This window comes from Lacticaseibacillus thailandensis DSM 22698 = JCM 13996, assembly GCF_001436135.1.
GTDB classification, from domain to species: Bacteria; Bacillota; Bacilli; order Lactobacillales; family Lactobacillaceae; genus Lacticaseibacillus; species Lacticaseibacillus thailandensis.
The window spans coordinates 336740-356151 of record NZ_AYZK01000001.1 but is presented as its reverse complement, the minus strand read 5'-3'; the positions used below and the strand labels follow the sequence as shown (position 1 = coordinate 356151).

Genomic DNA, 19412 nt, shown 5'->3' with positions numbered 1-19412 from the left:
TTCTCTTACTGCTATTGTCATTTTACCACAGTTTATTCTTGCGCCTGGGACTCAACGTTAAAAATCTCACTAAATACTGCCCGCCATCCCTGCGGTGCAGGCCGCGATAAGGACGCAGTTACAGGTGCCTGGCCCATCGCGTCAATCACTGCCGGCGTGACGGACCCACAACACCACTCGTCATCGTGCGCAACGCTGGGGCTATCAAAGTGCCGTAACCACACGCTACGGTGACAGTGCTGGTCATCAATAAACGCAATCATAGCGCTAAACCCAGCCACGCTTTCCGTTTTGCGGGCCTGTAGCTGCGCCCACACTTGCTCAGCCGTAAAGCCGAGGTGCTGATAAGACAAAATCAACTGGACCTGCGCGTCGTCCATCCTCATGAAGGCCTGCGGGTGCGCGTACACACTGGCAATGGTGTCCCGGTCGGGCATAGCCTCAACGTGCTGCCGTGCCGTCGCCAGGTCCGCAGGTGTCAGTAGCAATTCCGTCACGCTGCGTCGGCCATCCCGGCCCGCACGGCCAATGGCCTGCGAATAGTCCTCCAGAGATTCCGGCACGAACATGTGTACAACTAACCGCACGTTAGGTTTATCGACCCCCATACCAAAAGCACTGGTGGCGCATAACACGTCCAAATCACCCTGAATGAATTGCCGTTCACGCAACGTCCGGCTGTGAGCATCCAGCCCGGCATGGTAGAACGCCGCGTGGTAACCGGTCGTCTTGGTGATCTGCGCGGCTAGTTCCTCCGTCTGCCGTTTGGTACCGCAGTAGACCAAAGTAGGGCCGTGGACCGCATCCAGCAGCTCAATTAACCGGGCCACCTTTGCTTGTGGCCGCAAGACTTGCTCGACCCCTAAGAATAGGTTGGGCCGGTTCACCGAACCAATGTAGGTCCGCGCGTTTGGAATCCGTAACTGGGCCAAAATGTCCGCCTGCACCTGCCGTGGGGCCGTAGCTGTCAGCGCCAAGACCGCAGCGGGCTGCACCCGCGCGATCACGTCACCTAAACGCAAGTAGGCCGGGCGAAAATCCGGGCCCCACTGGGAGATACAGTGCGCCTCATCGACCACAAACAAACTCACAGCCAGGTTACGTAACCGTTGCACGACGTCAGGACGTTGCAACATCTCGGGTGCAATAAATAAGAAGCGGAACCGGTCTAAATCACGGAGTATCTCGTTAAAGTCTCGGGAATCCAGCGTCGAGTTTAATGCTACCACGCGGCGCTCACCCGCCGCCTGTAGCCGGGCGACTTGGTCACGCATTAACGCCAGCAACGACTCGACGACAATCGTCAGACCACCAAGCAGCCGGCCCGGCAGTTGGTAACACAACGTTTTGCCACTACCCGTGGGCAACACACCCAAAACGTTGTGCCCCGCCAAAACGTTTGTAATAATTTCACGCTGACCCGGACGAAATGTAGCAAAGCCGAGCTGCTGTAACGCTGCATTAATTTGTTGCTCGTCAATCACCATGACCCTGCTCCCTCCGTACACAAGCGACCTGCGCTAACCGAACTTGTAGAAATGACGCGTCTGGGACCAGCGCTTGCAGTTGCCGGTAATCGTGCGCACCGCCAGCCCAGGCAGACACCAATTGTTGGGCCAACGCCTCCGGCAGTAACACGTGCGTATTCACGGGTAGTCCCCAAATGGCAGCCGCCTGAATATGTTCATTAATGGTACTGTCCTTGCGCCGCAACCGGCGGGCGACCGTGGGAATATCCAGCCCTTGGTTGACTAATTCCAAACTCTTTTGACCTAGTGCCGGGAGCGGATTAATGGGCCCGCCCCACAATGCAGTTAACAAAGGAAAGTGATCTGGCTGACGGTGTAGCACGTGAATCAGGGTGCCCACAGCATCTAGTAACTGCCACCCCCATTCATCACTCGTTAATTCAGCACTCCCCGCAAAGTCGTGACCTACTAACCGGGCAGCCAAAAAGTCAGCTTGCGCCGGCGCCATGGCGGCGAAAGCGTCGGTCAACTCCGTCACCACCGCCTGATAATCGTGGCCATACTGGCGGTACCACCGCTTGATGGCCCGCTGCACGGACCACTCGGAACTGACGGGCACGTATGTATTATTGTCGAAGCTGGCCTCCGAAACCACCTGTACGGCCAAGAAAAGCCGGTCAGCAAACTCGGTGACATTTAGCCGAAAATCGTAGTGGCTCGGCAAGGGGTGGTGGTGCGCACTGGCCACCTGCTGCCGCGCGCCCGTTACCGTTATCTCCACATCGGGGCCGACTGCCCGCAGCCATCCAGCCGCCTGCAACCGCGCCACGGAGCGTAAAAAGTCGTCCCGTCGTAACGTGGGCATCAGGTTTAACCACTGCAATTGGTTGCTGACCAGAGCCGCGTACAACGTCGAAATCGTCTTCTTCCCCGTCAATAAACTCAGGACTGACAAGGGCCGACGCGCATGGTGATCAAAAAACTGGATCAAGTAGTCATTCAGCATGCCGGTAGCCTCCCTCCTAGCACCCAGTATACCGTAAATCCAGGTAGCTTCGGTAGAACCGTCGTCTGAGTAACACACTAAATTGCCACTACCGACTGCAAACCATCAGTATCACGACAATGGTTTTTCACCCCGCCAAGCAATTAAAAAAGCCGCTCAGTAGCGGCCTTGTCTTGCTATTCCGAAATTTTTAAAACTAGTAAACTATCGTACTACCGTCGAATCATGGCGATTATGCTGAATCCAACCGTTCAACGGCCGCGCCACGACAGCGGTAATCACTGCCAACAGCACCCCTTTGATCAGGTTAAACGGTACCACCCCAATGACAATGTACTGCGCCAGGGACACCCCCAGCTTGAAGTTCAATACCGCCATGTAGACCGGAATGAGCACAAAGTAATTCATGATCGACATCACCACGGTCAGCAACACGACTCCCAGGACCAAACCAGTCACGAGGCGCCGCCACGAAAACTGCTTGCGCACCGTCAATCCCACCGGAATAACCAGCGCACAGCTAGCGAGGAACGCCGCCACGTCGCCCACCAAGTTGACCGCGCCACCGCCGGTCAGGACGAAGTGCACCAAACTACGAATGAACGCCACGCCTACACCACCAACCGGCCCATACAGCAAGGCACCAATTAGTACCGGCACATCGCTACCATCCAGCTTCAGGAACGGAAAGGCCGGGATGATCGGCACCGCAAAGTTCATTAATACGAACCCAAACGCCGACAGGATGGCGATACCCGCCATCCGGTGAATACGGGTACTGGCAACATTATTCATCAGAAAAACCTCCAGGCGGTTCGCCCCGGAGAGACCGCCATGCTGACAAAGAAAAACCGCCATCACAAGGATGACGGGTCTTTTTGTCAGGACAGCAAAAAGAGTCCCATCTTCTTCCATCTAGACTTTCACTATCGGCCTTGGAATCACACCAAGTCGGTCGCCACAACCGTGACGAGTAGCGGGCTATTACCGCCGGTCGGGAATTGCACCCTGCCCTGAAGACGAACCAGTTTATTTAATTACCAATTAATAGTAACATGTCGCAATATAATTACAAGCCTATTTAGCTAACTCTTTCAGTTTGGCCACTTCTTGGTGGGTCAACTTGCGGTAATCGCCTGCTGACATGCCCGCCAACGTTAACGGGCCAAAGGCTTCACGCGCCAATTTAATGACGGGGAAACCAACCTGCTTCAGCATCTTCTTCACCTGGTGGTTTAACCCCTGGTGAATCGTTAACTCCACAATGGCGGTCCGTTTACCGCCGTTATCGCGGGACAAAATTTTGACCTTCGCCGGCGCCAATTTACGCCCGTCCACCGTCACGCCTTCACGTAGCGGTTGCAACTGCAGGTTAGTTGGAATTCCCTCCACTTTGGCCACGTAACGCTTATCGATGTGGTAGCGCGGGTGCATCATCAAATTGGCAAAATCACCGTCGTTGGTCATGATCAGCGCGCCCGAAGTGTCGTAGTCTAAGCGCCCGACCGGGTAGACCCGTTCACGCACATCCTCAAAGAAGTCCGTCACAACTTTGCGCCCCTTGTTGTCTGTCACCGCAGTGATTACTCCACGCGGCTTGTACAGGAGAAAGTACTGCAGTTTCTCCTTGCTTAACGGCACGCCGTTGACGGCCACCTGGTCGCCGGTATCCACCTTGGTGCCCAACGTGGTAACCACCTGTCCGTTGACCGTTACGTGACCCGTGGTAATTAGCTCCTCAGCATGGCGCCGGGAAGCGACCCCTGCATGGGCAATCACTTTTTGTAGTCGTTCAGCCATTTACTTCTCCTCCGTGGGCGTACCGTCCGTACTAGTCACACTGGTAGGCTCACCATCAATATCTTCGCGTCCAAACAAGTCCAACGTTTCTGGATCCGGTGTCCCCGTCGTTGGTAATGGCGGCAAATCATCCAGGCTGCGTAACCCAAAGTAGTCCAGGAACACGTCCGTGGTCCGGTACATGATCGGCCGCCCCGGTGCATCTTTGCGCCCCGCTTCAGCAATAAGCTGCCGGGTCACCAGCGTTTGTAACGAACCCGAGCTCTGCACCCCGCGGACCTCATCAATATCGATCCGTGTGACCGGCTGCTGGTAAGCAATGATTGCCAGACACTCCAGCGCGGCTTTTGACAGGCCAGTTGCTGGCGGACCCTGAAAGTACTTCTTGAGGGCCGAGGCCGTCGCGGGCTTCGTCAGCATGTAAAACCGCTCTCCCGACTGCTGGATGAACAACCCTCGCTGCTCATCGGCCGCCATCTGGTCAGCCAACGTGGCCACCTGCTGCCGCGTGGCCGCCACACTGACACCAAGAATCTCGGCCAAGGTGTGTAGGTCCACTCCGTCTTCACCAGCAGCATACAATACTGCCTCTATTACTCCCAGCAAGCTTATGCCGCCCCCTTCAAGTACACGTGAATGGGCTCCGTGGGCCCGGCTTGCGTACAAATAATCGTGTCCGTTTTCATCATTTCTAGTAAGGCTAAAAAGCTCGTAATCACCGCAGCCACGTTATGACCATCGATCAACCGGGTAAACTCACAATCACCAAGTTCTTGCAGCTGATTATTCATCGCCGCGATAGTCTCCTCAATGGTCGCACTGGCCTCCGCTTCAATGTGGCGCACGGCAGTAGCCTGCCGTTGCACCCGCTGGACGACCGCCGCCACGGCGCGCTGAAAGTCAATCAGCTTGACCGCACCGGGCGCAAGTGGGGCCGTCACGTCGGCTGGGGGTAAGGAAGCGGGTTTGGCAAACGAGGCACTCCGCTCAACTTCCAAATCACGCAACTGGCCCGCAGCTTCTTGATAAACCTGATAATTAAGCAGTTGCTCAACCAACTCCGTGCGCGGATCGTCAACGACCATGTCGTCACCAGGCTCTGGCTCCGGTTCGGGCAACAACATCCGACTCTTGAGGGCCATCAAACTGGCGGCCATCACAAAATAATCACCAGCAATATCCAGGGCATTATCCTGCATGGCCTGCAGGTACTCCAAATACTGACCGGTAATTTGGGCGATGGGAATATCGTAAATATCCAGTTTGTCTTGCTTAATGAGGTGCCACAATAAATCAAGTGGCCCCGCAAAATCCTTCAATACAATCGTTAACGCCATGCGCTATTGTTCCCTTCTGTGCTCCTCCCACCGCATAATGAGCGGCGTAGTCTCTAGAGAGCCCATGATGCGGCGCGCCCCCACGAGGGCGGCCAGTTCATCCAACACTGTGTTGATGGTCTCCTGATTCCGCAAAGCCGGGGCTAACTGCAGGTGGCGGACCAACACGTAGCCATCACCATCTTCGATCCCCACCACACCAGAAAAATCATCATCCGCGTCTTTGTACAGGTACAATTGGTGCCCCGCATCCTCAGCGAATAACTTCAATTCGGCCTGCAAATTGCTCAGGACCTTCAAGTCAGGTTCAAACGACAAGAAACCCATCGCAATTTTTTGGTAGTCGCGTTTATACTTTACTAACATAATTTCACCTAAACCTTACTGTTATCCGCCGTTAGCCGCGCGGATGGGTGGCGTGATAGACCTCCGCCAGCCGGCCGTTCGACAAGTGCGTGTATAACTGCGTGGTACTAATGTCGGCATGACCCAAAATTTCTTGGACCACCCGTAAATCGGCGCCATTCGCAAGCAAATTAGTCGCAAAGCTATGGCGTAATGTGTGTGGCGTCACGTCTTTGTCGATCCCCAAATCAACAATGTACGCCTTCAGGTTCTTCCAAATTCCCTGGCGTGTGAGTTGACGACCATGAAAGTTAAGGAAGACGACGTGGGGATCGGTCCGACGAAGTAATTGCGGTCGGCTGTCCTCGAGGTAACGCCGCAACCAGGTAGCGGCTTGCTCACTGATGGGCACTAACCGCTCTTTATCGCCCTTGCCGATAACCTGGATCAGGTGCATGTCCAAGTGTAACTGGTTCATGCTCAGGTTGACCACTTCTGACACCCGCATCCCGGTCGCATACATCACCTCAAAGATGGCGCGGTCACGCAACCCCAGCGGTTTGTCCACGTCAGGAGCGGCCATCAGTTGGTCAATTTCCGCCATGCTCAGGACGGTCGGTAGGTGCCGGCCCGGCTTGGGGGCATCGATCAAGTCCATGGGGTCGTTAGTCACGACGCCCTGGCGCCCCAAGAACCGGTAAAACTTGCGCAGCGCTGATTGTTCGCGCGCCATACTGGTCGCAGCGAGCGTTTCGGCTTCTGACGTCAGGAACGCCACCACCGTGGTCCGTTCTTCCGGCACGGTGGTGATGTGCTGTTGGGTTAACCACGTGGCGTACCGGTGTAAGTCATTGCCGTAACTGATGCGGGTATTGTCCGCCAAGCCACGTTCCACGGCCAGGTAGTGTAAAAAGTCGGTAATCAAATCATCCATGACGCATCACTCCTTGGTGGCCGTGTCGTCATGTGGTAGTAGTTCCACGTAACCATCCGTTTCGCGCACGCGGCGAACCTTTAACAGGTGTCCCAAAGCCCGCTTGAACGCCCCCTTACTGATGTCGAGATGCTGACGAATGACCGCCGGATCACTCTTATCAGTCAGTGCCAACCGTCCATCATGACTGTGTTGCAGGACCGCCAGCAGCATCGCCGCATCATCATCGATGGCTTCGTACGCCCGTGGACGCAATGAGAGGTTCAAACCGCCATCCTGGCGGATACCGATTACGCGCGCGTGCAGTACCTGGCCCAAGCGCGGTTCCGCATCACGTTCACTCGGATGGATAAAACCCAAATAATGGTCATCAGTGAACACCAACGTGCCCGCCAACTTCAAGCGGTAAACGGTGGCGGTAACGTCTTTATTCTTCATGTCATCATGGGCAATGTGTGCCAACTGCGGGAAGAAGTCCGGTGAAGCCAGCTTGCCCCACATACGGTGCTTTTTGTCCAGTTCCAACCGGACCATTAACTTATCGCCACGGGCTGGCCACAAGCGGTTCTCCAACGGGAGGTCGTCCAAACTGACCACCACGTCCTTGTCCGGTAAACCGACATCCACAAACACTCCCAGATCCCGCCGCACCTGCACGACGGGGCAAAAAGCATACTCCGACTCACTGATAGCCAACGGCTTGGTGGTCATCCGGGGATCGCGATGCTCGTTTTCGTAGGCAAAGCCAGTCACATCACTCCCCAGCGTGGGCACGTCAGTAAACTCATCGCGCGCCACCGCCATCGTGATGCCCTGATACTGCACATACACGTACTCGTCATTGCTATCCGTCACTTTACCAGTAACTGTCTGTCCGTTAAAATCCATTATTTTCTCCTTATTTGGCCAGGGCTTACGGCCACCCTTGGTTGCCCCGACGCACTGCAGGATGCGTGCGTCGTAAGGCTTTCTTAATTGTTAGTTTACCACCCCTGCCAGCCATTGACCATGTCAACGCACCGGAAAGGGGTAATGGCCATCCTGGGGACTCACCCGCTACCCCAGAACTGCCTATGTATAACCCAAAGGGGTGCAACACACCAAGTGTGTCACACCCCTCGAGTTTGAAAACATTATTTGATGGTTACACCATTAGATGGCGTTCGTAGCACCCTTGTAGACGATACCACGACGGGAATCAACGGTGATGACCTGACCATCGTTGATGACAGTCGTTGCGTCATCGGCGCCAACAACCACTGGGATACCCATAGCGATACCCACAACGGCAGCGTGACTAGTCAAACCACCGGCTTCAACAACCACGGCAGCAGCCTTTTCGATTGCTGGCAGGTAGTCCTTGTCGGTCGTCTTAGTAACCAGGATGTCACCCTTCTGCATCTTCGAAACAGCTTCGCTTGCAGTCGTAGCAACAACAGCCTTACCAACAGTAGTCTGGTCACCAACGCCAGAACCCTGGGTCAGCTTAGAACCAATCAGCTGAACCTTCATAACGTTGGTCGTACCAGTTTCACCAACTGGCACACCGGCAGTGATCAGGATCAGGTCACCTTCTTCAGCGAAGCCCAATTCCTGGGCCTTCTTCGTGGCAACATCGAACATGTCGTCAGTAGAAGATGGCTTCTCGATGATTTCTGGGACAACACCCCAGTTGATCATCAAACCACGCTGGGTCTTTTCGCTGAAGGTCAAAGCCAAGATGTCAGCCTTTGGACGGTACTTGCTGATCATACGAGCCGTGTAACCGGAGTTAGTAGCGGCAACAATGGTCTTAACGCCCAAGTTACGAGCGGTGTGAGCCACTGCCTGGCCAACAGATTCCGTGACGGACTGGTTGGAGTACTGCTTCAAAGCGTAAGCATCCTGGTCAACCATGGCCTTTTCAGTGTACTCGTCGATCCGGGCCATTGCGGCAACGGATTCAACGGGGTAATCACCGTTAGCGGATTCACCGGAAAGCATCGTTGCGTCAGTACCATCGAAGACGGCGTTAGCAACGTCGTTAACTTCGGCACGCGTTGGACGAGGGTTTTCCTGCATGGAGTCCAGCATCTGGGTAGCAGTGATAACGGGCTTGCCCAAGGCGTTGCACTTCTTGATCAAAGACTTCTGCACTAATGGCACGTGTTCGAATGGAATTTCGACACCCATGTCACCACGGGCAACCATCAGACCATCGGAAACCTTCAGGATGTCATCAATGTTGTTGATACCTTCCTGGGATTCGATCTTAGGGAAGATCTGAACCTGTTCCTGGTGCTTTTCTTCAAGCAGTTCACGAATGTCCAGAACATCCTGTGGCTTACGAACGAAGGAAGCAGCGATGAAGCTGATACCGTTGTCCAAACCAAAGCGAATGTCGCTGGCATCCTTTTCAGTGATACCAGGCAGGTTGATAGCAACACCAGGGGCGTTAACACCCTTGCGGCCACCCAAGACACCATCGTTCTGAACCTTGGTAACCAGTTCACGGTGTTCGTCATCCTTTTCGGTAATCAGAACGTCGATCAAACCATCGTCAAAAAGCACGTGGCCACCAACATGGGTGTCATCGTACAGACCAGGGTAAGTAACGGCAATCTTGTCCTTAGTACCTTCCAGAGATGCATCCATGGAGATACGAACCACATCACCGGTGTGGAATTCAATCTTGCCATTAGGCGTGTTCTGAACGGTCGTACGGATTTCGGCACCCTTAGTATCAAGCATGATACCAACGGTCTTACCAGTAATCTTCTCGGCTTCGTGAACCATGTTCATGCGGGCCAGGTGTTCTTCGTGGTCACCATGAGAGAAGTTGAAGCGGAAAACGTTGGCACCAGCCTCAATCAACTTAACGATGATATCGGTCGTGTTGCTAGCAGGTCCAAGCGTGCTGACGATCTTGGTCTTTTTCATAAATGAAAAATCTCCTTTTTTGCAAAAATGTTTTTAAACAGTGTTACCAGAATTAAGTTAACTAAAACGCGAGCTCTTTTGCAACCTTGTAAACGTCCATTTCGGGCTCGTGCTTAGCGTCGAACAAATCAAGCATGTTGTGGGTAACCAGCTTGTTGTTCTGAATACCGATGGCCAGGCCACCCTTGCCCTCCATCAGGAGTTCAACGGCGTAGCTACCCATCCGCGAAGCCAATACCCGGTCAAAGGCAGTTGGGCTCCCACCACGCTGCACATGACCAATGGTCGTGGCGCGTAGCTGGAAGTCTCCATATGGCTTCAACTTGTCGGCAAACTCAGCAGCGGTCATGACGCCTTCAGCCAGCACGATAATGGCGTGCTTCTGGCCGCGGGCACGACTACTCTTGAGCTTAGCGGCCACTTCAGCGACATCAAAATCCTTTTCAGGAATGATCACGTCCTCCGCGGCACTCGCAACCGCTGCCCACATAGCGATGTCACCAGCATTACGACCCATCACTTCCACGACGAAGGTCCGTTCGTGGCTAGCAGCCGTATCGCGCAGGTTGTCCATCGCGTGGACAGCAGTGTTCAAAGCAGAATCGAAACCAATCGTGAAGTCCGTGTACGGAATATCGTTATCGATTGTCCCCGGCAGACCCATGGCGTTGAAACCATGCTCGTTCAGGCGCAGTGCACCATGGTAGGAACCATCACCACCGATAACAACGATTGCGTCAATACCAAACTTCTTGAGTTGCTCCACACCCTTTAACTGCACGGGTTCCTGAGCAAATTCAGGGAACCGTGCAGAATAAAGGATGGTCCCACCACGGTTGATAATGTCATCAGCCGTGCGGGAATCGATCCGGAAGATATCACCAGCCAGCAGGCCGGCAAAACCGTAGTTAATGCCGTATGCTTCTAGGCCTTCGTGCTCAGCCTTACGCGTTACGGCACGCACCGCGGCGTTCATGCCCGGAGCATCCCCACCGCTGGTCATAATACCAATGCGTTTCATCTTTCCACCTCACGTGAATTTCTGTGGGTCAAAAACCTCAACCCCAAACAAAATCAGTCTACCACTTTTCAGAAATAAAGTCGCCAGCAACCGACACTTTTCTCAAGAGAATCTTACTTTTGTCGTAACGGTCGGGTGACCACCGCATCCGTACCCAGAACAGTCCGCAATTGGTCTAGCACGGCAGCCGTAACCGCTAATGATTGGGGCCGTTTAGTTGGCAGCCGGTGTCCATCAGCTACGAGCACCACTGGACTAGGTCCGCGGTGAGTGGCGATGATTTCCGCCACCTCCGCACGCAACGCGACGTCCGGTTGCTGTCCAAGGTTCAGAAACACAATTTGGGGTAAGGCAGCCCGCGCCGCAGCAATCGGAGTGAGCGAATTGGCAATGATGGCGGGTCCGTCGTCGCGCTCACGCCGCTCACCTTTGCCCCGTAACAAGTACACCGCGTTAGTGGTCAGTGGCTGCGACTCCTGGTAAGTGCGCGGAAAGACGGTCACGTCCGCACTCCCGGTGCCGTCCTCGACGGTCAAAAAAGCCATCGTCAACCCTTGTTTGGTTTTGATTTGCCGCACAGCCGTGATTAGCACCACCACGGCCACGTTACGCCCGATGCCCACTTGGTTCAGCGCAACCGCATGAGTACCCGCAACCACATCAGCGTACTGGCTGGTAGGATGGCCGTTCAGGTAGTAACCCAAAACGCTAGCGGCCATTGCATCATCCTCGGCGGTCGTGCTGGGCGTTACCGCCACCGGCTTAGGCCATAAGTTTTTGAGCAGGTCCGCATCCCCCGCGGCCAAGTCTACCGCGGTCAGGACGCCCTCCAGCTCGGCCAAGGCCACGGCCCGGTTAGTTACCAGCCGGTCCAACGCTCCCACCTGAATCAACGGCGCAAGCACTTTGGCGTCAAGCCACTGCGCGGGTAGGCGTAGTAGCAAGTCTGCATATGACTGGAACTGGCCGTGCGCCTGCCGCTCGTCAACTAGGGCCGCCACAAAGTCACGGCGCAACCCACGGACGTTGCTGAGGCCCACCCGAATCGCCCCTTTGCGGTTCAGGTGGAACCCCCGTCCAGACCAGTTGACATCTGGGCCCAGTACGGTGACCCCAGCATGCCGCGCCGCGTTGATCAGCGTCCGCAACTTGGTAGTATTACCCAAATTACGGTTACATTGCGCCGTGTAAAATGCTGCGGGGTAATGCACTTTGAGGTAGGCCAACCAAAAAGCCAGCTTACCATACGCCACCGCGTGACTGCGATTGAAGCCGTAACCGGCAAAACGCTCAATGTCGGCGTACACCGCAGTGGCGTCGTCCGCGCTCAGCCCGTGCGCCTCCGCTCCCTGAATAAACCGGGTACGCCCAGCATCGATTTTTGCTTTATTTTTCTTACTCATCGCCCGCCGTAAATCGTCGGCGGCCGCCATATCAAAACCGCCAATAGCGCTGGCCACCTGCATAACTTGCTCTTGGTAGACGATGATGCCATAAGTGGCATCCAAAATTGGCGCGAGCAGTGGCGTTACGTAAGTTACCGGCTGTTCCCCGTGCATGCGGGCCGCAAAGTCGTTGATGTACTCCATTGGTCCCGGCCGGTACAAAGCCGTCGTGGCGACCACGTCTTCAAAGCCGCGGGGCCGCACTTGCCGAAGCACGCGCCGCATCGGCGCACTTTCAAACTGAAAGACGCCGAGAGTATCACCCTCCTGGAATAATTTCAGTGTGTCGGGATCATCGAGGGGAATCTGCTCTGGGTCAAAGTCGTCGCCGGCTTGACGCCGCACGTACAACAAAATCTGCGCCAATAACCCCAACGTACGCAGACCCAGTAGGTCGATTTTTAACAGTCCCAGGCGTTCGACCACCTCTTTGGTACCCTGTGTCTGCTCACCCGAGCCCGTTGGCAACGTCTGCACAGCAATGGTCTCCACCAGCGGCGGCCGGGACAGCACTACGCCGGCCGCGTGGGTCGTAACGTTCCTGGGAATCCCCGTCAGACGACTAGCCAGGTTCAACGTGGTCGCCACCGTCGCACTATCCGCCCGCATGTTGGCAAGTTGCTGGGAACCTTGGAGCGCGGCGTCAATGGTCTCGGCACCACTAGGTACTGCACCCGCAATAGCATCCACTTCGTGTTGGAGTCGCCCGAGCACGCGTCCGACGTCTCGAATGGCCTGCTTAGGCCCCAGTGTCCCCAACGCCATAATTTGGGCAAAGTGGTCAGTGCCGTACCGCGTCCGGACGTAATCAATCATTTCGTCACGCCGATCATCCTGGATGTCCAAGTCAATATCGGGCATTTGGCCCCGGTTCGGGTTCAGAAACCGTTCAAACAGTAAGTGGTAATGCAGCGGATCCACGGTGGTGATGCCCAAGGCAAAGGCGACCAAGGACCCGGCGGCGGACCCACGCCCTGGGCCGGTCAAAATGCCCCGCCGGTGAGCCTCCTGAACAATGTCTCCCACAATCAGAAAATAATCATCGAACCCCATCGAGCCAATCACGGCCAATTCGTGGTGCATGCGCTCCTGGTAGTCACCAGGAATATCATCCCGACTGCTGACCTGCAAACGACTTTGCAATCCGGTCCACGCTAGGCGCGCCAAGTATTCACCCGCCGGTAACCCATCCGTGTCCGGAAAAGCTGGCAACTGAGTGCGCACGACGGGAATATCTACCGTGCACTCTCCCGCTAGTGCCACCGTGGTCGCAACCAGTGACGCCATGTCTGCGGCAACAAATGGTGCGGCCGCCGCATTCATCTCGGGCAGGTCGTACGCACCCGGACCACCGTCGGCCTGCAGGTCCACTCGCTCACCGGCACCAATTGCCTGCAAGACCCGGGCCGCCAAGGCATCATCAGGATCGCGGTAGCGGACGTCACCCAGAGCCACAGCGGTCAGGTGGTGCACCCGCGCAAAGGCGGGCAGGTCGGAAGCCAAAGCGGACGCCGGAATGCCGACAAATACCTGGTCAGGATGGTGGCTTTGTAGCGCACTGACGACGTTCCAAGCGGTGTTACCATCACCGGCAGTTAACGCGGCCATCATGCGCCCCGTGGCGGTCGTCACGGCCACTAAACCGTTCAGGTCACCAATATCGTCAATACCAGCGACTTGGTTCGTCATGACCTGGCTACTGAGCCGCATGAGTTGGGCGTACCCCGCCTGGGAATGGATCAGCAAGATACAATCAGTCCCATCCCCTAACCGTAGTGTCATACCTAAAAGCGGTTTGAGCCCCCCCTTTTTGGCGGCATCATAAAACGGCACCAGATTATACACCACGTTGACGTCGGTGATCGCCAACGCGTGATAACCCCGCGCGGTTGCTGCTGAAATATACGCCTGGACGCTGGTCGGGCTCTGCAAGATACTACCGCTCGACACCACTTGTAGTTGTACAAACTCCATGTTGCCACCTCAACCATCATTATAACGAACCCCACGCTGGCCTGCACTACGCTGGGTTAAATGGTGGCCCTAGCTAACGATTATTAACAAGACTCATGACAAAGGTCGACTTTCACACCCCATTTTCAAAGTTGTGCTTGCAACGACCAGACGCAGTGCGTTAAGATAGCGACAGTTAGAAAAGAGGGATTGACATGCGCTTTGTAACAGCCATTTTCTGGGGCGTGATTTACGGTGAAATCACCGGGTTTTTAGCCGCCTCATTGACGAGTTCGACTTTCCAGCCCGTCCAGTCACTGATTATCAGTGCCGTGTTTGTCGTGTTGTTGGTCTTCCTGCCACCATTAATGGAACATTTTTCGGGCACCAGTAAGAGTACGACTAAGTAATGCGTGCTGACCAACCGGCCGTGAGCCGGTTTTAATTTACCCTGAAACACCAAAAAAGCGGCTCATCACTGAGTCGCTTTTTTTCATAGTCTATTTAGTGATATATACGTAGATATCGCTCGTCGAGAACCCGACGTTAAACTTCACGCCGTTACTCTTGATCGTCTTCATCGTCGTTTGACTATCCCTCTGGTCCTTAGTTTCCTTGGCAAACTTTTTCATCACCGTTTTGGCGTTGGCACCAGCTGATGTCCCCAGCAGGGCCAACGTTGTCCCAAATTGCTTAGCGTCAGCCTTGTTCTTCATCGCCTTAACGGGAATGATCATGGTGTAACCCATCAGGTGCTTACCATCTACGTTGGCCCGGACGCGCACCACACCGTGTTTCATGACTTGGTGCACGCCGTCGCTCACGTGACTAGGCAGCTGCTGTGACTTAGTCGCGTTGGTGGCCTTCGTCATCAGGGCCTTGACCGTAGCGGCCGCCTGCATCGTGCTGGCCTGCTCAGCTGGCGTCATCGTGGCTAGGCTGGCTTTGGTTGGTGCCTTAAAACTGGTCACCTGCTTCTGCTGGGCCGTGGTCAAACTGCTCAAGGCCACCGCCATGTTATACTTATTGGCCGCCTGCTGGTAATCAGCCAGTGGCGTCGCGGCCGTGACCGTAACGGTCCGCTTCAGGTCGCCCGCCGTAATGCGCACGCGCTGCTTGCTGGCGGTGATGGGAACGGAAAAGGCAAAGGTACCGCTGTTAACCTTCTTGGTGCCCTGCTGGTTAGCTGCACGGTAGTGAATGTGCTTGCTGCTAGCCTCACCCTTAATGACTGCGACCATGCCACTCTGGTGGTACGTGCTTTTGGTGGTGGTCAACTTATTTCCGCAAGCAACCAGCACCATGCTCAAGGCCAGGGCGCTAATTGCGGTTAATATTTTTTTCATGAGTGAAATCATCCTTTATTAAAAAGTTACGCACCTTAATGTACCCCACCTCAACACCCACGACAAGTGTAATGTGACTCATTGTCACAATTCACCTGCAACTACTTGGCTTTTTCCTTCTTGGCCTTCTTCGATACCTGCCGGGGCGACACAATTTCAGTCATCGTTTCCACTAACATTTTCTGCAAAACGGCGTTGATTGCTAGTTGCACCATCGCGTTCTGCACGTTGGTGGTGTCCTCCTTGTTCACGGCATTGATCACTACCTCACCGGTGAAATCGGAGTTGGCCTGCTGAATTGCCCCCGCAAAGTCCAAGATGAAGGCGTCGTATGCCTGACTAGGCGTCCGGTTGACCAGCTGGTAGCGGATCCCGTCCGCAATCGTATCCAGCGCAAAGACAGGTTTGAGAATAGCAATCACGATGATGTTGGCCACCTGCGCCCGAGTATATTTCTTCTTGATTGGCGCCTTAATGACGCCCTTCTTCACGTAATTATTAACCATGGTGGCCGTCAGTTCTCCCATCCCCGTCGGCGCCGTCAAGTCATTGACAAACTGCAAAACCTGGTCCATGTACAAGTCAAACTGGGGCAGGTCCGCCCACCGGGGCCAATTGGCCCGCGCCAACTGGTTCAAATAATCGGAAAACGCTTTGTTGTCGGTCATAATAATCCTCCCAAAAATGACACAAGCACTGTTACACCTCGTCTCTAATACTAGCACATGTCATCATCACTGGCAGAAATTTGCGCAACAAAAAAGCCAACCTCACAGAAGTTGACTTAACTGTTTAATTACGCGTTGGCGTCACTCTTGGTATCAACAACCTGCTTGCCCTTGTAGTAACCGTTGGGGGAAACATGGTGGGATACACGGTATTCACCGGTCGTGGCATCAAAGTGCAAGTTAGGAACACTCAACTTGATGTGTCCACGACGCATGCGCTTCTTCGTTTTGGAAGTCTTACGTGCAGGAACTGCCATGATTATAAACTCCTTTTTATTGGTATTCCAATATACTATACCGGAAAACCATTATTTTGCAAGGCGCAGCGCTCAATTACGCTGGGTTTGGCGCTGTCGCTGAGTCCTCGAAAGTTAGTTTACCATCTTTTACACCCACTGTCACCGTGCTTTCAGGAACAATTTCACCAGCAATCAGTTTTTTGGCCAGTGGGGTCTCCACTTTGGTCGTAATTAACCGCTGGAGTGGCCGCGCCCCAAATGCTGGTTGGTAACCTTCATCACCCAACAAATCGACAGCCGCCTGACTCAACTTCAACTGCAAATCCTGTTCAGCCAACCGGGTCCGCAACCCGTCAATATCCTTAACCACGATCCGCTTAATATCGTCCGCACTCAGTGGGTTAAACATGATGATATCGTCGATCCGGTTAAGAAACTCTGGCTTGAACCGGGTCTGAATCAGCTTCCGCACCGCCGCCCGGGTCGCATCCGTGATGCCGCCCTGGTTGGCCGCGTCCAGCAAAATTTCGCTGCCCAGGTTCGAAGTCATAATGATAATCGTGTTCTTGAAGTCGACCGTGCGGCCCTGACCATCCGTCAGGCGCCCATCATCAAGGACCTGTAGCAAAATGTTAAACACGTCTGGGTGGGCCTTCTCAATTTCGTCCAGCAAGACAATCGTGTACGGATTCCGCCGCACCGCTTCGGTCAGTTGACCGCCCTCCTCGTAGCCAATATAACCCGGAGCTGCGCCGACCAGCCGCGACACGTTTTCTTTTTCCATATATTCGGACATATCGATCCGCACCATGTGCTTTTCGGAGTCGAAGAGGTTCTCGGCCAACGCCTTGGCCAGTTCCGTCTTCCCGACCCCGGTAGGACCGAGGAACAAGAAGCTCCCCAGCGGACGGCTAGGATCTTGCAACCCGGCACGAGAACGGATCACGGCATCGCTCACCGCGGTCACGGCGTTATCCTGCCCAATCACCCGCTGGTGGAGGTTGTCGGCTAAGTGTAACAGCTTCTCCCGGTCACCCTGCACCAACTTCGCCACGGGAATGCCCGTTTGCCGACTAATGACGGCGGCAATTTCATTCGGGGTCACTGATTCCTGCACCAACCAGGTATCGGGCCGCTCCCGCTGCTCGAGCTCCGCCAACTCCTTTTCCAGTTGGGGAATGGTACCGTGCTGTAACCGCGCCGCCTTTTCCAAATCGTACTTAGCTTGCGCATCCTCCAACTCGTGCTTGGCGTGCTCCACCTCAGACTTCTTGGCGTTGAGGGCGTTGATCTGCTGCTTCTCGGACTGCCACTGGGCGTTCAGCCGACTGGTCTGTTCCTTGACCTCGGCCAAGTCCTTTTCCGCCTGGGCTAAGCGCTGCTGGCTGGCCTTATCGGTTTCCTTTTTCAGCGCCGCTTCTTCAATTTCCAGTTGCATTTGCTTACGCTGCGCCACGTCCAGTTCGTTCGGACGGGAATTCATCTCCACGTTGATGTTGGCACTGGCTTCATCGACCAGATCGATGGCCTTGTCCGGCAAGAACCGGTCGGTAATATAGCGGTTCGACAACGTCGCCGCGGCCACCAGCGCGGCATCATGAATCCGCACCCCGTGGAAGATCTCAAAGCGTTCTTTGAGTCCCCGCAAAATGCTGATGGTGTCCTCTACGCTAGGTTCCTGAACCAAGACCCGCTGGAACCGCCGCTCCAAGGCTTTGTCCTTCTCAATGTTTTCGCGGTACTCATCCAGCGTGGTCGCACCAATGAGGTGTAGCTCCCCACGAGCGAGCATGGGCTTGAGCAAGTTGCCGGCATCCATGGAACCCTCGGTCTTGCCGGCGCCCACGATGGTGTGAATTTCGTCAATGAACACGATGATTTGGCCATTAGCACGCTTGACCTCGTTCAGCACCGCCTTGAGGCGTTCCTCAAACTCGCCCCGGTACTTGGCGCCAGCAATCAGGCTCCCCATGTCTAAACTGATAATGGTCTTGTCCTTGAGGTTATCCGGGACATCCGCCTTCACGATTCGCTGGGCCAAGCCTTCAACAATGGCCGTTTTACCAACCCCAGGTTCACCAATTAGCACCGGATTGTTCTTCGTTTTCCGGGAGAGAATGCGGATCACATTCCGAATTTCCTCATCACGACCAATAATTGGGTCCATTTTACCGCTGCGCGCCTCGGCGACTAGGTCCGTCCCGTACTTCTTCAAGCTCTGGTAGGTATTTTCGGCACCCTGGCTGTTGACGTGCTGACCACCGCGCACCTGGTCAACCACCTGGCGCAACTTTTTCGCCGTAACCCCGTTCTTGGTCAAGTACTCCGTGATGGGAGAATACTTTTGCTGCATCAGGGCGAGCAGCAGCGTGTCCGTCGCAATGTACTGGTCACCCAATGCCTGCCGTTCACGGTCGGCGTCCTGCATTAACTGGCTGAGGTTCTGACTCATACTTTGCCCGTAATTAGCCACACCCTCGACCACTGATTCTGCGTCCAGCGCTTGGTCAATTACCTGGTTCAAGCCGGTCACATCCACACCGGCCTGCTGGTAGATCTGCGTAGCTAATTCATTTGGCTGTACCAACACCTTCCACAAGTGGGGAATATCGATATCCTGGTGGTGCCGGGTCTGCGCCACCTGCTGTGCAGCGCCAATTGCCTTCGTCACGGCTTCAGTTAATTGTTCTGGATCCAAACGTCTCGCCCCTTTCGTTGAGGACATTTTACCACGCCCAGCCCCCAAAGGTCAAAATTGGTCAAAACACAATATCACCGCTCGCCAACCTACTCACCCGCCAGGCCATCAACGCAAAGTGGCGAGCGCCGCCAGCTACTGACGGACAACTCACCACTGTCACAAACCTATT

17 protein-coding genes and 1 riboswitch are annotated in these 19412 nt (G+C 54.8%); of the genes, 1 reads left to right on the top strand and 16 read right to left on the bottom strand.

Translation table 11 applies throughout. The features are described 5' to 3' along the window. Positions 1 to 32: 32 nt before the first annotated feature. The 12 genes from FD19_RS01620 to FD19_RS01570 all read right to left on the bottom strand — a co-directional run bounded on the left by FD19_RS01620 (position 33) and on the right by FD19_RS01570 (position 14250). Positions 33 to 1487, bottom strand: a complete 1455-nt coding sequence (locus FD19_RS01620) for a RecQ family ATP-dependent DNA helicase (RefSeq protein ID WP_056968965.1) — start codon at positions 1485 to 1487, stop codon at positions 33 to 35. Then, entirely contained in the window at positions 1477 to 2475 is a 999-nt protein-coding gene (locus tag FD19_RS09530) for a helix-turn-helix domain-containing protein (RefSeq protein WP_082619489.1), read from the bottom strand. The genes FD19_RS01620 and FD19_RS09530 overlap by 11 nt, the downstream gene beginning before the upstream one ends. 204 nt (positions 2476 to 2679) lie before the next feature. Then, positions 2680 to 3270 carry an ECF transporter S component gene (locus FD19_RS01615; protein ID WP_054749378.1) on the bottom strand — a complete coding sequence of 197 codons (591 nt, stop codon included), beginning with the start codon at positions 3268 to 3270 and terminating at the stop codon, positions 2680 to 2682. 104 nt (positions 3271 to 3374) lie between these two features. Beyond that, positions 3375 to 3500: riboswitch (FMN riboswitch) on the bottom strand. A gap of 52 nt (positions 3501 to 3552) precedes the next feature. Continuing rightward, complete coding sequence (locus FD19_RS01610) at positions 3553 to 4275, bottom strand: pseudouridine synthase (protein ID WP_056968964.1); 723 nt, start codon at positions 4273 to 4275, stop codon at positions 3553 to 3555. Then, entirely contained in the window at positions 4276 to 4881 is a 606-nt protein-coding gene (gene scpB / locus FD19_RS01605) for an SMC-Scp complex subunit ScpB (protein ID WP_156321810.1), read from the bottom strand. Between the two features lie 2 nt (positions 4882 to 4883). Continuing rightward, on the bottom strand, positions 4884 to 5612 hold the full coding sequence (locus FD19_RS01600; RefSeq protein WP_056968963.1) for a segregation and condensation protein A: 729 nt from the start codon (positions 5610 to 5612) through the stop codon (positions 4884 to 4886). Positions 5613 to 5615: 3 nt separating this feature from the next. Continuing rightward, a complete protein-coding gene (locus FD19_RS01595; RefSeq protein ID WP_056968962.1) occupies positions 5616 to 5978 on the bottom strand; it encodes a hypothetical protein in 363 nt (120 codons plus the stop codon). Between the two features lie 31 nt (positions 5979 to 6009). Continuing rightward, a complete protein-coding gene (gene xerD, locus FD19_RS01590) occupies positions 6010 to 6891 on the bottom strand; it encodes a site-specific tyrosine recombinase XerD (protein ID WP_054749376.1) in 882 nt (293 codons plus the stop codon). A gap of 6 nt (positions 6892 to 6897) precedes the next feature. After that, a complete protein-coding gene (locus tag FD19_RS01585; protein ID WP_054749375.1) occupies positions 6898 to 7779 on the bottom strand; it encodes a S1-like domain-containing RNA-binding protein in 882 nt (293 codons plus the stop codon). Positions 7780 to 8043: 264 nt separating this feature from the next. After that, entirely contained in the window at positions 8044 to 9810 is a 1767-nt protein-coding gene (pyk, locus tag FD19_RS01580) for a pyruvate kinase (protein ID WP_056968961.1), read from the bottom strand. 61 nt (positions 9811 to 9871) lie between these two features. Beyond that, on the bottom strand, positions 9872 to 10831 hold the full coding sequence (pfkA, locus tag FD19_RS01575) for a 6-phosphofructokinase (protein WP_054749374.1): 960 nt from the start codon (positions 10829 to 10831) through the stop codon (positions 9872 to 9874). Positions 10832 to 10944: 113 nt separating this feature from the next. Next, positions 10945 to 14250: a DNA polymerase III subunit alpha gene (locus FD19_RS01570; RefSeq protein WP_056968960.1), complete on the bottom strand. Its 3306-nt coding sequence runs from the start codon at positions 14248 to 14250 to the stop codon at positions 10945 to 10947. Positions 14251 to 14444: 194 nt separating this feature from the next. On the opposite strand from FD19_RS01570, the gene FD19_RS01565 reads away from it, so the two are divergent. Continuing rightward, positions 14445 to 14639 (top strand): YjzD family protein, encoded by a 195-nt coding sequence (locus tag FD19_RS01565; protein ID WP_054749371.1) that lies wholly within the window; start codon positions 14445 to 14447, stop codon positions 14637 to 14639. Between the two features lie 90 nt (positions 14640 to 14729). Here the strand turns inward: FD19_RS01565 and FD19_RS01560 are convergent, their stop codons facing one another. The 4 genes from FD19_RS01560 to clpB all read right to left on the bottom strand — a co-directional run bounded on the left by FD19_RS01560 (position 14730) and on the right by clpB (position 19240). Beyond that, a complete protein-coding gene (locus FD19_RS01560; RefSeq protein WP_056968959.1) occupies positions 14730 to 15575 on the bottom strand; it encodes a hypothetical protein in 846 nt (281 codons plus the stop codon). A gap of 101 nt (positions 15576 to 15676) precedes the next feature. Beyond that, complete coding sequence (locus tag FD19_RS01555) at positions 15677 to 16243, bottom strand: DUF1836 domain-containing protein (RefSeq protein ID WP_054749369.1); 567 nt, start codon at positions 16241 to 16243, stop codon at positions 15677 to 15679. A 128-nt stretch (positions 16244 to 16371) separates the two neighbouring features. Then, positions 16372 to 16560 carry a 50S ribosomal protein L32 gene (gene rpmF / locus FD19_RS01550; RefSeq protein ID WP_054749368.1) on the bottom strand — a complete coding sequence of 63 codons (189 nt, stop codon included), beginning with the start codon at positions 16558 to 16560 and terminating at the stop codon, positions 16372 to 16374. 76 nt (positions 16561 to 16636) lie between these two features. Then, positions 16637 to 19240, bottom strand: a complete 2604-nt coding sequence (gene clpB, locus FD19_RS01545; RefSeq protein ID WP_056968958.1) for an ATP-dependent chaperone ClpB — start codon at positions 19238 to 19240, stop codon at positions 16637 to 16639. Positions 19241 to 19412 lie beyond the last annotated feature (172 nt).

Coding starts and splice junctions, on each gene's coding strand:
- FD19_RS01595 (WP_056968962.1), bottom strand. CDS start 5,978: ATGTTAGTAAAGTATAAACGCGACTACCAAAAAATTGCGATGGGTTTC.
- FD19_RS01610 (WP_056968964.1), bottom strand. CDS start 4,275: ATGGCTGAACGACTACAAAAAGTGATTGCCCATGCAGGGGTCGCTTCC.
- FD19_RS01620 (WP_056968965.1), bottom strand. CDS start 1,487: ATGGTGATTGACGAGCAACAAATTAATGCAGCGTTACAGCAGCTCGGC.
- xerD (WP_054749376.1), bottom strand. CDS start 6,891: ATGGATGATTTGATTACCGACTTTTTACACTACCTGGCCGTGGAACGT.
- FD19_RS01555 (WP_054749369.1), bottom strand. CDS start 16,243: ATGACCGACAACAAAGCGTTTTCCGATTATTTGAACCAGTTGGCGCGG.
- FD19_RS01570 (WP_056968960.1), bottom strand. CDS start 14,250: ATGGAGTTTGTACAACTACAAGTGGTGTCGAGCGGTAGTATCTTGCAG.
- rpmF (WP_054749368.1), bottom strand. CDS start 16,560: ATGGCAGTTCCTGCACGTAAGACTTCCAAAACGAAGAAGCGCATGCGT.
- FD19_RS09530 (WP_082619489.1), bottom strand. CDS start 2,475: ATGCTGAATGACTACTTGATCCAGTTTTTTGATCACCATGCGCGTCGG.
- FD19_RS01585 (WP_054749375.1), bottom strand. CDS start 7,779: ATGGATTTTAACGGACAGACAGTTACTGGTAAAGTGACGGATAGCAAT.
- pyk (WP_056968961.1), bottom strand. CDS start 9,810: ATGAAAAAGACCAAGATCGTCAGCACGCTTGGACCTGCTAGCAACACG.
- pfkA (WP_054749374.1), bottom strand. CDS start 10,831: ATGAAACGCATTGGTATTATGACCAGCGGTGGGGATGCTCCGGGCATG.
- FD19_RS01565 (WP_054749371.1), top strand. CDS start 14,445: ATGCGCTTTGTAACAGCCATTTTCTGGGGCGTGATTTACGGTGAAATC.
- FD19_RS01615 (WP_054749378.1), bottom strand. CDS start 3,270: ATGAATAATGTTGCCAGTACCCGTATTCACCGGATGGCGGGTATCGCC.
- FD19_RS01560 (WP_056968959.1), bottom strand. CDS start 15,575: ATGAAAAAAATATTAACCGCAATTAGCGCCCTGGCCTTGAGCATGGTG.
- FD19_RS01600 (WP_056968963.1), bottom strand. CDS start 5,612: ATGGCGTTAACGATTGTATTGAAGGATTTTGCGGGGCCACTTGATTTA.